Annotated in this window: 9 protein-coding genes, 1 tRNA gene and 1 pseudogene; 3 read left to right on the forward strand and 8 right to left on the reverse strand. The window is 65.2% G+C overall.

Annotation, left to right across the window (positions count from 1 at the left end; genetic code table 11):
- The 5 genes and pseudogenes from NW75_RS24530 to NW75_RS14535 form a co-directional block, all read right to left on the reverse strand.
- Window positions 1–820, reverse strand: an 820-nt coding sequence (locus NW75_RS24530) for a SulP family inorganic anion transporter (protein ID WP_033965909.1), incomplete at its 3' end; no start/stop codon positions are given.
- A 73-nt stretch (window positions 821–893) separates the two neighbouring features.
- Entirely contained in the window at window positions 894–1457 is a 564-nt protein-coding gene (locus NW75_RS14520; RefSeq protein WP_033965910.1) for a DUF4337 domain-containing protein, read from the reverse strand.
- A 42-nt stretch (window positions 1458–1499) separates the two neighbouring features.
- Window positions 1500–2921, reverse strand: coding sequence for an efflux transporter outer membrane subunit (locus tag NW75_RS14525; protein ID WP_033965885.1), 1422 nt, complete (start codon window positions 2919–2921; stop codon window positions 1500–1502).
- Window positions 2918–6109: pseudogene (locus NW75_RS14530) on the reverse strand (efflux RND transporter permease subunit). The gene NW75_RS14525 and the pseudogene NW75_RS14530 overlap by 4 nt, the downstream one beginning before the upstream one ends.
- Window positions 6106–7368 carry an efflux RND transporter periplasmic adaptor subunit gene (locus tag NW75_RS14535; RefSeq protein WP_033965886.1) on the reverse strand — a complete coding sequence of 421 codons (1263 nt, stop codon included), beginning with the start codon at window positions 7366–7368 and terminating at the stop codon, window positions 6106–6108. Before NW75_RS14535 ends, NW75_RS14530 begins: the two are co-directional and overlap by 4 nt.
- 88 nt (window positions 7369–7456) lie before the next feature.
- On the opposite strand from NW75_RS14535, the gene NW75_RS14540 reads away from it, so the two are divergent.
- Window positions 7457–8131 carry a response regulator gene (locus tag NW75_RS14540; protein WP_033965888.1) on the forward strand — a complete coding sequence of 225 codons (675 nt, stop codon included), beginning with the start codon at window positions 7457–7459 and terminating at the stop codon, window positions 8129–8131.
- A 2-nt stretch (window positions 8132–8133) separates the two neighbouring features.
- Complete coding sequence (locus tag NW75_RS14545) at window positions 8134–9420, forward strand: sensor histidine kinase (RefSeq protein WP_033965891.1); 1287 nt, start codon at window positions 8134–8136, stop codon at window positions 9418–9420.
- 26 nt (window positions 9421–9446) lie between these two features.
- On the opposite strand, the gene NW75_RS14550 is transcribed toward NW75_RS14545, so the two are convergent.
- From NW75_RS14550 to NW75_RS14560, 3 genes are all read right to left on the reverse strand, one after another.
- Window positions 9447–10421, reverse strand: coding sequence for a polysaccharide deacetylase family protein (locus NW75_RS14550; protein WP_231565222.1), 975 nt, complete (start codon window positions 10419–10421; stop codon window positions 9447–9449).
- A gap of 61 nt (window positions 10422–10482) precedes the next feature.
- Window positions 10483–10557, reverse strand: a tRNA-Gln gene (locus NW75_RS14555).
- Between the two features lie 60 nt (window positions 10558–10617).
- Entirely contained in the window at window positions 10618–11742 is a 1125-nt protein-coding gene (locus NW75_RS14560) for a branched-chain amino acid aminotransferase (protein WP_033965893.1), read from the reverse strand.
- A 72-nt stretch (window positions 11743–11814) separates the two neighbouring features.
- Here NW75_RS14560 and NW75_RS14565 point away from each other — a divergent pair, with 72 nt between their 5' ends.
- Entirely contained in the window at window positions 11815–12294 is a 480-nt protein-coding gene (locus tag NW75_RS14565; protein WP_033965894.1) for a MarR family transcriptional regulator, read from the forward strand.
- The last annotated feature ends 22 nt before the right edge of the window (window positions 12295–12316 follow it).

Here is a 12316-nt window from a genome sequence, read left to right on the forward strand (position 1 = left end):
TAGCACCGATTGCCACCAATTCGCGATTGGGGTCGACACTCTCGCCACGGTTGAGCGCGAGCGAGCGCATCGTGCCCCAGGATTCCACAAACACGATCAACGCCAGCGGCAAGGCGGCAGAGGCGAGCGCGATCCAATGTGCGCGATCCAGCAACGGCAAACGCGGCGCGGCAAAGGTCAGGTCGATCGCGCCGACCAAGGGGACGTGCCATGCCCGCAAATCAACGATCGACGCGGTAAGCGCGCCCAATGCGAGCAATATCAGCGCACTGGGAACAGCGGGCCAGCGCCGCAACAGCACCGCCACCGCGAGCGCAACCGCCCCAATCGCAAGGCTTGCACCGTTCCAACCCGGCATATGGGCGAGGGTCACGGCAAGTTGCGACAGCACGTTGCCATCGCCCGGTGCGACCCCGGTGGTGGCGATAAACTGGCGCAGCACGATGCTCGCCGCCAGCCCGATCGCAAAGCCGCGCAACACGGGTCGCGATACGAACGCCGCGACAAACCCAAGCCGCAACGCCCCCGCAACGAGAAACAACAGCCCCACCAGCCCGACCATCGCCACCGCCGCGAGCAACCGCTGCGAGGGATCGGCAATGGCAAGCGATGCCGTCGCGGCAGCGAGCGTCGCGGCCGATGCCGATGTCGGCGCAACAATGGCGACGCGACTGCGGCCGACCAGCGCATAAGCGGCAATCCCGGCCAACGCCGCGACCAGCGCCTGGCCCGGTGGAAAACCGGCTAGGCCGCCATAAGCGATCGCCTCGGGCAGCAACAGCGCCGCCACCGACACGCCTGCGACGCCGTCCCGTCTCATTCCGTTTCGTTCCATCGCCCGCACGCTTGCACGCATGCGCGCTACAGTCGAGATTGGAAGGGTCCGCCGCGCGTTAAATCCACGCAACCACGCTCAGCACGACGCCCAGTACCGCAGACGCGCCTGCGCCCCACAACAGCCAGCGCCGCTGCGTCAGCGCGCTGATCGAGGCGAGCGCGATCGCGATCTGGATGAAGGTCATCGCAATCGCGAGCTTGGTATGGGGCGAAAGCGCGCGCCGCGACTCCGCATCCGCCTCTTCGGATTTGCGATCGAGCTCTTCCGCCGTCGCGCGCAGTTCCCGGGCACGTTCGGCATATTTGCGCGAATCCGCCGCCGCAGCGCTGGCCGAAGCGGGCGCGATCTTGACGACGGTGTCGGCGAGGTGCCGCTTGATATCCTCCGCCTGATAATAGGCCCAGCTATCCGAGGCCCGCGCCTTCATCAGCACGGCCTCATTCTTGTAATAGAGCGCGTCGTTCTGAGTGTGGCCGCCCAGGAAACTGACGATCGCACCAAGGGTCGCCAACACCGCAGAGAACAGCGCGATCTTCTGGCTCAAGGGCTCACGGTGATGCGCCCGGTCTTCGATCTCTTCCTCATGCGCGCCACGGATTTCAAAACCTTCTTCCGACATCTCCTGCCTCTTCCTGATCGTCATGCGCGGGGCTAGCACACCTCAATCGGCGACAACACCACCGCCGACCGCCTGGTACAAAGCAACGGTGTCGGCCAACCGGGCAGCGCGCGCCTGGATCAACTGTGCACGCGCCTGCGCGTCTGCGGCGGTGGCGTTGAGCAGGGCCAGAGTACCAACATCCCCAAGCGCCAATTGGCGGCGAACGAAGCCGAGCGCGCGACCGGAGGCATCGCTCGCGCGCGCGGCGGCGTCCAGCGCATCGGCATCGGTGCGCAGGCCGCTCAACGCGTCCGAAACGTCCCCAAACGCCTGTAGCACCGCCGCGCGATATTGCGCCTTTGCCCCGTCCAGCGCGGCTTCTGCCGCGCGCTGCTGGTGTCGCAACGCCCCGCCGTGGAAGATCGGCTGCGTGACTCCGCCGAGCAACGCCCAGAACGGATTGCCACTCTGGAACAGGTCGAACAGATGCTGCGCCTCGCCCCCGGCGCTCGCGCTCAACTGCAGGTTGGGCAAACGGGCGGCAATCGCCACGCCGACATCGGCCCCTGCCCCTTCGAGTTGCGCCCGCGCGGCGCGCACATCGGGGCGCCGCGCCACGAGGTCGGACGGCAAGGCAAGCGGCACGTCGTGCGGCAGTGAGATGGCAGAAAGCGCTGGCAGGGTCGGCAGATCGCCCCCCGCCGCGCGGCCGAGCAAGGTGCCGATGACCACGCGCTGATGCGCCTCTGCTCGCACAAGTGCCGGCAGCGCCGCTTCCGCCGTTGCCAAGGCGGTCTGCTGGGTCGCCACATCCGCCTCGCCCACAGCACCAAGTTGCTGGCGTCGCCGCTGGCTCTGCAGAATGTCGCGGTTGACCGCCAAACTTGCCCGCGCCGCGTCGATCTGATCGGCCAGCGACGCGCGCTGGATCACGGCCTGCACCAAATTGGCCGCTACAGTCGCGCGTGCCGCTTCAAGCCGGTGGCGTGCGACATCCGCCGCAGCCCGTGCCGACCGGATCTTGGCATGCGTTCCACCGAACACGTCGGGCGAATAGCTGACCGTCACCTGCGCGGTGTGCAACGAATACAGATATTGCGTGGCGTCGGTCACTGCGGGAGCAAGCGCCTTGGAAACGCGCGTGCGCTGCGCCTGATAGCTCGCATCGACCTGAGGCAACGCCGCGCCACCCGCCGCCCCGGCAAGCTCGCGCGCCTGACGCAAGGCCGCATCGGCGACGGCGATGTCGGTCGCATGACGTAGCGCCTCGTCCACCAGTGCATCGAGATCGGACGATCCGAAAGCGCGCCACCAGTCGCTCGCCACGGTGCCGGTCCGCGCCACCTGCGCCTCCCCGGCACGCGGCGCAAAGCTCTGCGGTTTGACAGGCGGCGGTAACGCGACATGCGGATCCAGGTCCCGGGGGCCGACCGCACAAGCCGATACCGACCCGGCGAGCACTGCGAGCAAGAGGCGCTTCATGCCGGCATCTCCCCCGAATCGGCGGTGGGGTGCGGATGGTGCCCGACATCGCGCCCGTGCGCACCGCGATCCCCCGGCGGCACCCGCCGCGAGAAGCGATCGATCAGCACCGGCAACACCAGTAGGATCAGCAACGGGGCAAGCGTCATACCCCCCACCACCACCAGCGCCAGCGGCTTCTGTACCTGGCTGCCGATCCCATTGGAGATGGCGGCCGGCAGCAGGCCGATCGCCGCCACCAGGCAGGTCATCACCACCGGGCGCAAGCTGTGTCGCACCGTCGTCGCCAAAGCGCCTTGCCGCCCCATATATTCGTCGATTGCGTGGTTATAGGTGGTGACGACCAGAATGCCGTCCATCACCGCAATGCCGAACAAGGCGACAAAGCCGATCGCCGAGGAAATGCTGAAGGCCGTGCCCGTCAATGCGAGCGCCAGCACGCCGCCGATGATCGCCATCGGGATTGCCGAGAAAGCGAGCAGACTGTCACGGATCGACCCGAAATTGGCGTAGAGCAATAGCAGAATCAGCAGCAGGCTGATCGGCACGACTACCTCCAACCGCGCGACGGCGTTGGTGAGATTGTCGAGCTCGCCCGCCCATTCGAGGTGATAGCCGGGCGGCAAATGCACCGTCCGCGTGATCCGTGCCCGCGCCTCTTCCACCGCGCCGCCGAGATCGCGCCCGCGCACCGAGAATTTGATCGGGATGTAGCGTTCCTGATGCTCGCGATAGATGAACGACGCACCCGATGTCAGTTTGATATCGGCGACTTCGGACAGCGGCACCTGGATCGTGCCATTACCATTGGGCGACGGCGCGCCAACGGTGATGCGGCGGATCGCGTCGAGGGAATCGCGCTGCTCTGCCTTCAGGCGCACGACGATCGGGAAGTGCCGGTCCGTGCCCTTTTCATACAGATCCGCCGCCGATTGCCCACCGATTGCCGCCGCCACGGTCGCGTTGATGTCGTCAGGTGTCAGGCCATAACGCGAGGCGCGCGCGCGATCGACATCGATCCGCACCGTCGGTTGGCCGAGCGACTGGAACACGCCCAGATCCTCGATACCCTTGACCTTGGCCATCTCCGCCTTGATCGCATCGGCATATTTTTCGAGCGTCGGCAAATCTGGGCCGAACAGCTTGATCGAATTGGCACCCTTCACCCCGGATGCGGCTTCCTCGACATTGTCCTCGATATATTGCGAGAAGGAGAAATCGACGCCGGGATATTTGGCCTGCAGCTTCTTCGACAGTTCGGCGGTCAGCGTTTCCTTGGTCACGCCTGCGGGCCAGCTACCGGTCGGTTTCAGCGGCACGAAGAACTCGGCGTTGAAGAAGCCCGTTGAATCGGTGCCGTCATCGGGCCGTCCATGCGCCGACAACACCGATTCCACTTCGGGATATTGGGCGATCATCCGCCGTACGCCGTCTACCACTGGCTGACCCGCCTCCAGGCTGATCGAGGCCGGCAGGCTCGCGCGGATATACATGTTGCCCTCCTCGAGATGGGGCAGGAATTCGATGCCGAGCGAGCGCACGCCGACCATCGCCCCGCCGAGCAGCAGCAACACCCCGCCGATCGCGAGGATGCGGTTGCCGAGCGCAAAGGCGGCGGCGGGCTCGTACAGGCGGCGCAACCGCGCGACGATCCACGTTTCCACCTCGGACAATTTGTCGGGCAGCAACATCGTCGCCAGTACCGGCGCGACGGTGAAGGTGGCGATCAGGCCGCCGGTAATGGCATAGGCATAGGTCTTCGCCATCGGCCCAAAGATATGGCCTTCGACGCCCGTCAGCGTGAACAGCGGCAGGAAGCTCGCAATGATGATCGCGGCGGCGAAGAAGATGCCCCGGCTGACCTCATGGCTCGCCCCCAACACCGCCGAGAAGCGGCTGGCCAGTGTGTAATGCCCGCGCCCGCCTTCGACATGCGCTGAGCGTTCCACCATGTGGCGGAAGATATTCTCGACCATGATGACGCTGGCATCGACCACCAGCCCGAAATCGAGCGCACCGACCGACAACAGGTTCGCACTTTCGCCCTGCAACACCAGGATCAGGATCGCGAAGGCGAGCGCAAAGGGAATGGTCGCGGCAACAATGATCGCGCTGCGCAAATTGCCGAGAAACGCCCATTGCAGGAAGAAGATCAGCGCAATCCCCGCGACCAGATTTTCCAGCACGGTGTGGATCGTCAGGTGGATCAGGTCCGAGCGGTCATAGATGCGATCGAGATGCACGCCCGGCGGCAGGATGCCCGAGGCGTTGATGTCGGCGACTTCCTTCTGCACCGCTTCGATCGTCGCATCGATTGCGCGCCGCGCTGCATCAGCACGATGCCCTGAACGATGTCGTCCTCATTGTTATACCCGGCGATGCCGAGCCGCGGCGCATTGCCGATCTCGACATGCGCCACGTTTTTTCAGCAGGATCGGCTGACCGTTGGCCGTGCCGACCAGTACGTTCTGGATCGCCGATACCGACTGGATCAACCCGACGCCGCGCACGATCGCCGCCTGCGCCCCGAAGTTGATCGTCTGCCCGCCGACATTGCCGTCGCTCTTGCCCAGCGCCGCCAAAACCTGCCCGACCGAAACGCCCTGCGCCGCGAGCCGATCATTGTCGATCACGACATCATAGGTCCGCAGTTTTCCGCCCCAGCCGGTCACATCGATCACGCCGGGAATGCGTTTGAAGCGCCGTTGCAGCACCCAGTCCTGCAGCGTCTTGAGGTCCATCACCGAATAACCGGGCGGGGCGCTGATCTTGTAGCGATAGATTTCGCCGACCGGGCTGGTCGGCGACAAAGTCGGCTGCGCCCCACCCGCGAGCGGGGGCAATTGCGACAGGCGGTTGATCACCTGCTGCTTGGCCCCCTCATTGGTCAGGTCGTAGCTGAACTGGATCTTGATGTCGGACAGGCCGAACAGCGAAATCGCACGGATCGCGGTCAAATGCGGGATGCCCGCCATGCCGACCTCGATCGGGATGGTGACGTTGCGCTCCATCTCCTCGGCCGAGAGACCCTGCGTCTGCGTGATCACCTCGACCATCGGCGGCACGGGATCGGGATAGGCTTCGATATTGAGGTTCCAGAAGCCGATCGCGCCTGCGACCAGCATCGCGGCAAAGATGCCGACGATCAGCAACCGCTGCCGCAGCGAAAATTCAACCAGGCGGTTCATTCGCCGAGACCCGCCTCGTTCACGAACAGCGCCCCTGCGGTGACGATCCGTTCGCCCGGCTTCAGGCCGGCGAGCACGGCAATGGTGCCATCCTGCGCGTCACCCGCCGTGATCGTGCGGGCCTGGAGCAGCCCATCGGGGCGCACGACCCACACCCGCGCCGTTTCGCCCTCATGGATCACCGCCTCGGCGGGGATGCGCAGCGCCGTGCCGCGCTGCGGCCGCTGGATCGAGAAGCTCGCGAACATTTGCGGCTTCAGCATCCCATCGGGATTGGCGATGGTCGCGCGGACCGGCAAGCGGTGCGTCTGCGGATCGAGCGCCGCGCCGACCAGATCGATCGTCGCGTGGAAGCTGCGTCCGGGCAGCGCCTGCGTCGTCACGGTCACCGAATCGCCGACATGCACCGCATTGGCATCGCTTTCGGCGATCTGCGCGATCAGCCAGACGTGCGACGGATCGGTGATCGTCATCACCGGCTTGTCGCCGCCCTGCGCAACATATTGCCCGGCCGACACATCGCGCGAGGCGATCAGGCCGCCGATCGGCGCATGGAGCGTGGTGCGGTCGTGAATGCCCGACACTTCGTTGACGCTTTCCAGCCGTGAGATTTCGCCGGAGGTCTTGCCGAGGATCGACAATTTATCGCGCGCCGCGCCCAGCGCCGCCGCCGTGGTGCGCGCGGTCGCCTGCGCCGCGACGAGATCGGTCTGCGCTTGCAGATAATCCTTCTGCGCGCCGCCTGCGGTCTCGAAAATCTGGCGTTGGCGCTCGGCATTGCGCGTTGCGGTCGCCAATTGCGCCTGCGCGTTCTGATACGCCGCGCGCGCCGCAAACAGACCGCTGCACGCATCGACGAAATCGCTGGTCTTGACCAGCAGCAGCGGCTGGCCCGCGCGGACATATTGCCCGGCATCGGCCAGGACGCGCACGATCTGGCCCGCATAAGGCATCAGCACCGGTGTGCTGCGATCGCCATCGACCGTGATCGCACCGCTCGCCAACGTGCGGTCGTCCGAGGCCGAATAGCCGACGCGCATCGTCTTCAATCCCGCCATCTGGTCGGCGGTCAGGCGCAAGGTTCCCGGCGGCGTCGGTTGCGGGGCGGCGGGCTCGCGGTGCGTCAGGCGCGCGACGGCGAACCACAACAGCGCCGCAGCGATCACACAAACGGCGACGATGACAAGCCAGCGTGTCTGCGTGGCCGGGGCCAGCGTGCGAGTCTCGGGCAGGGATTCGGGTGTCGGAGAAGCGTGCATCGGAAACCCTATTGCGGCAAGGCTGGCACCTCTACGTAAGCCAGCTTACATCTCGCTTACAAATTGCTGCAGTGCAGAAAGTCCGAGAATGCGGGTCTTGTTGGTCGAGGACGACGATGAAGTGGCGGTGCCGCTGGTCGATGCCCTCTCGCGGCGCGGTGTGTCGGTGGAACGCGCACGCGACGTTGGCGAAGCCGAAGCGTATCTCGCCGCAATCGATTATGCGGCAGTGTTGCTCGACCTCGGCTTGCCCGACGAAGACGGCATCGCTTTGTTGACGCGGATGCGCGCGCGCGGCGACACGCGGCCCGTGCTCGTGCTGAGCGCGCGCGGCGCGATCGATGCCCGCATTCGCGGCCTGAACGAAGGGGCCGACGAATATATGGTCAAACCCTTCGACGTCGATGAACTCCACGCGCGGCTGCTTGCCATCCTGCGGCGTCGGGATGGCTATACCGGCAAGTCGCTCCGCTGCGGCGCTTTGGAATTCATCGTCGAGACTCGCGTCGCCTATATCGATGCCCAACCGCTGGCGCTGTCCGTGCGCGAAACGCAGTTGCTGGAATTGCTGTTGCGCCGTTGCGGCAAGGTCGTACCCAAAACCGTGGTGGAGGATCAGCTCTTCGGCCTCGACAGCGATCTTGGGTCCAATGCGGTGGAGGTCTATATCCACCGCTTGCGCAAAAAGCTGGAAGACGGATCGAGCTGCGCGCGGATCGAGACGGTACGCGGCGTCGGCTATATGATGGTCGCCGCCGCGTGAGAATGCGCGCGCCGCGCTCGCTGCTCGGGCAATTTATCGCGCTGCATGTCGGCATCGCTTTGGTCGCCGCAATCACGTTGCTGTGGAGCGCGTCTGCCCTGCTGCACCAGACCGCCGACCATTTTCAGCGGAATTTGCTGCGCCGACAGGCGGCGCTTTCGGCGTCGTTCGGGCAGGCCGGTGCCCCCCAACCCGTGGTCTTGTCCAACGGCATGGCCGTCAGCGTGATCGGCCGAAATCGCCGGGTGCTCAATTCCTACGGACCGTCACGGCCGCAGATCCTGGCGGCCGCACCGCTCGATGAGACATCGCATTTCTTTCGAAAAGGCGCGATCCAGGCGTTCTGCCTGCCCGCAACGGTAGGCTGGATTGTCGTATCGCAAGACGATGCCGACCCGGAGGTGGTCACCGACGATGTCGTGCGCAACTTCCTCTCGCGCTTTGCGCTGATATCGCTGCCGATTGCACTGCTCGTGCCAGTGATCGGCGCGCTGCTCGCGCGCCGTTTGACGCACCGCATGCGCATGGTCTCACTGGCCGCAGCGCAAATCGGTCCGCAATCCCTCGACACGCGCTTGCCGCGCGGCCTGCTCCCGCTGGAGGCGGAGCCGCTGGCCGAGGCCGCCAATGCCGCGCTGGACCGTCTCGCCGCGGCGATCCGGGTGCAAACCGCCTTTGCCGCCGATGTCGCGCATGAATTGCGTACGCCTCTCGCTGCCATACGATTGCGCGCCGACGCGATTGCCGACCCGGAGGCGCGCTCGGCGCTGATGGCAGCCGTGGATCGCGCCGGGCGCGTGATCGCACAATTGCTGGCGCTGGCAGAGCTTGAGCGACCGTTGGAATCGAGTGGCACGACCGTCGATCTCCACCGGTTGGCGGAACAGGTCGTCGCCGATCGTGCGCCTGCGATTCTGGCCTCGGGCCGCAGCATTGCGCTCGATCGCGCTCCCGGCCCGGCACAGGTCTATGGGTATGGCGAAGCGCTCACGCTCGCGCTCGAGAATCTGCTCGACAATGCGACCCGCCACACGCCGCCCGGAACCGCGATCGAAGTCCGCAGCGCGAACGCTGGCATCACCGTCTGCGACGACGGTCCGCCGCTACCGCAGGAGGATCTGGCGCGCCTGACGGAACGGCTCTGGCGTGGTGCCGGGTCGCAGATCGAAGGCTCGGGCATCGGTCTATCGATTGTCGACCGGGTGGCGCGGGCGCATGGCGGGCGACTGAACGTTCGGCGCGGCGAAGCGGGCCGCGGGCTGGTGTTTGAGATCAGGATCCGGGCCTGAAATTCGACGTCACCGACGATTGAACCTCACCGATCATGATCGACCCGGTCATAGGCGGCTTCGATCTCTTTCGGCACGTCGGTGAAGCTGCTCCACGGCAGCGGCTTGTGCAGCGCCATCGACCAGCGCTCCATCCATTCGATCCCTTCCTTGCCGGTATAGGGATCGGGGGTGCGATACGCCGGGTCCTTCATCGCCTGCGGCAGCGTCACCGGCTGCAGATGCTCGCGCCGAAGGATGGCGGCGAGGTCGTCGATCGAATCCGCATTCAGCCGCGTCGCGTGCAGCAGCATGACATAGGCGATATCGCGCCCGAACAGCGCACGCGCTGCGCTGCGATACCAGCGGATCGTCGTCGCGGTATGGGCGAGATAGAGCTGCCGGATCCGCGCGCGCGCCGCCTCGTCCTGCGCGATGGTCGCGGCATCATAGGGCTCGGCAAATTCCCAGTCGTCGGCATCGATCGTGACCGGCGCGATGCGATAGCCATGCGCGGTCAGCCAGGCGTTGATCTCGTGCTTGACCGCCTCCGGCGTGCCGGTTTCGAGATAGGGGTGGCGAAACCAGCCAATCCGACGGTGCCGTTCTTCAAGCAACCCACGCGTAACCGGCTCGCCGCGCGCAATATCGGCAATGTAAGCGGCCGCGCCCAGGCGGTTGGGGGATTCGTGGGAAAAGGTGTGATTCCCCAGGTCCATTCCCGCATCGAGCCAATGCTCCAGAACGGCGATCTGTTGCGGTCGATCCAGCTCGTTGAGCTTCGATTCGTTGACGAACCCCGTCGCCGGAATCCTGTGCTTGCGCAGACCCTCCAGAATGTCGGCGTTCAAGCCGTTCACATAACGCTGGTCCTTCGCGATCGTCAGCGCCGGCAGGTCATCGAAGGTTAGGGCGATTTTGGCGTGCCGAGTTCGCGCGTCAGCCGGGCCGCAGGACAGGGTGGCGGCGGTCAGGCCGAGCAGGATCAGGCGGAGCATCGTCATCGTCGCTGCGTCTTTCAAGCGCGGCTCCGCTTCTGTCGACCGCTAATTTTCTGCCCATGCAGAATCGTGATGAAGAGATTGGCTGGGGCGGCAGGGTTCGAACCTGCGAATGGCGGCATCAAAAGCCGCTGCCTTACCACTTGGCGACGCCCCAATCCGGGAGCGGCGTGCTTTAGGCTGCGAATCCAAGCTTGGAAAGCCCGGATTCGCGCTTTCAGATCACCCGCTCGAGCCAGCCATACGGATCGGGCGCGTGTCCGCGCTGAATATCGATCAATGCCTGGCGCAACCGCAACGTTGTTTGCCCAGGGCCACCGCCGCCAATGTCGAACGCGCCATCGCGCATCTTCATCGTGCCGATCGGGGTGACGACCGCCGCCGTTCCGCAGGCAAACGCTTCCAGCAAACGGCCACTTTGCGCATCGGCGCGGCACTGGTCGATCGCGTAAGGCTCCTCGCGGACGTTCAGGCCCATGTCACGCGCCAGGGTCAGCAGCGAATCGCGGGTGATGCCGGGGAGAATCGTGCCGGTCAGCGGTGGAGTGGCGATACTGCCATCGTCGAACACGAAGAAGATGTTCATGCCGCCCAGTTCTTCGATCCAGCGCCGCTCGATCGCGTCGAGGAACAGCACCTGATCGCACCCCTGCCGAGTCGCCTCGGCCTGGGCGATCAGACTGGCCGCATAATTGCCCCCGCATTTGGCCGCACCAGTGCCGCCGGGTGCGGCGCGCGTATAGTCCTGCGACACCCACAAGGTTACGGCGGGCGCGCCACCCTTGAAATAGGCACCGACCGAAGACGCGATCACGGCGTACAGATATTCGCTGGACGGCTTTACCCCGAGGAACACTTCGCTCGCGATCATGAACGGGCGCAGATACAGCGCGCCGCCGTCGATATCGGGGATCCAGTCGGCCTCTTGCCGCACGATGGCGCGGACCGACTCGACGAAGAGCTCATCGGGCAGCGGCACCATCGCCATCCGCTCCGCCGATTTGCGGAAACGCGCCGCGTTTGCTGCGGGGCGGAACAGCGCGGCACCGCCATCGGGCAAACGATACGCCTTCAGCCCCTCGAAAATTTCCTGCGCATAATGCAGCACCGCCGAGGCGGTATCCATTTGGAACGCGGCGCGCGGGGTGATCTTGGCGTCGTGCCAACCCGCAACCTCGTTATAGCGGATCGTCACCATGTGATCGGTGAAGACGCGCCCGAAACCGGGGTTGGCGATCAGGCCGGTGCGTTCGTTCGCGAGAGTCGGCGTCGGATGCGGCTCGACGGCGAAGGTCTGCGCATCGGCTGTGGGGCGGTGGGCGATAGTGGCGTTCTGCTGCATCGAAGCCCTGCGACAAGTTGTTACAATTTGGGGGTTGAAGGGCTGTACGGGAGGCGGCAAACGCGGTCAACAATGGCTACCGCAATCGCCTCCGCCTCGCCGCTTTTCCTGCGCGAACCCGAAATCCGTCGTGGCATGGAACTCATGTACTTCGCGCAGAGCACGCTTGCGCGCTCTACCGAGGAGCGGCTGAGCGCGTTGGGACTGGGCCGGGCGCACCACCGCGCTTTGTATTTTATCGCGCGCCATCCCGATTTGACCGTCAGCGCGCTTCTCGGGCTGCTTGGCATTACCAAGCAATCGCTCGGCCGCGTTCTCAACGAGCTGGTGGAGCGTAACCTCGTCGAAACACGAGTCGGCGAGCGCGATCGACGGCAACGGCTCTTGCGATTGTCGCAGGCGGGCAAAGACCTCGAAGGCGATCTGTTCGAATGCGTCCGCCAAGTGTGGGCGCAAGCATATGCCAGCGCCGGACAAAATGCGGTCAGCGGTTTTTGGGCGGTGCTGGAAGGCATCACCCCCGACGAGGTGCTGAAGCTCCTCTCGGTCTGACCGGCGACAGCCTTTAAGCGGA

This window comes from Sphingomonas sp. Ant H11 (genome assembly GCF_000797515.1).
Lineage (GTDB): Bacteria > Pseudomonadota > Alphaproteobacteria > Sphingomonadales > Sphingomonadaceae > Sphingomonas.

What these genes read in the sequence shown, in the direction of transcription:
- NW75_RS14520 (WP_033965910.1), bottom strand. Translation starts at nt 1,457, where the DNA reads ATGTCGGAAGAAGGTTTTGAAATCCGTGGCGCGCATGAGGAAGAGATC.
- NW75_RS14525 (WP_033965885.1), bottom strand. Translation starts at nt 2,921, where the DNA reads ATGAAGCGCCTCTTGCTCGCAGTGCTCGCCGGGTCGGTATCGGCTTGT.
- NW75_RS14535 (WP_033965886.1), bottom strand. Translation starts at nt 7,368, where the DNA reads ATGCACGCTTCTCCGACACCCGAATCCCTGCCCGAGACTCGCACGCTG.
- NW75_RS14540 (WP_033965888.1), top strand. Translation starts at nt 7,457, where the DNA reads ATGCGGGTCTTGTTGGTCGAGGACGACGATGAAGTGGCGGTGCCGCTG.
- NW75_RS14545 (WP_033965891.1), top strand. Translation starts at nt 8,134, where the DNA reads ATGCGCGCGCCGCGCTCGCTGCTCGGGCAATTTATCGCGCTGCATGTC.
- NW75_RS14560 (WP_033965893.1), bottom strand. Translation starts at nt 11,742, where the DNA reads ATGCAGCAGAACGCCACTATCGCCCACCGCCCCACAGCCGATGCGCAG.
- NW75_RS14565 (WP_033965894.1), top strand. Translation starts at nt 11,815, where the DNA reads ATGGCTACCGCAATCGCCTCCGCCTCGCCGCTTTTCCTGCGCGAACCC.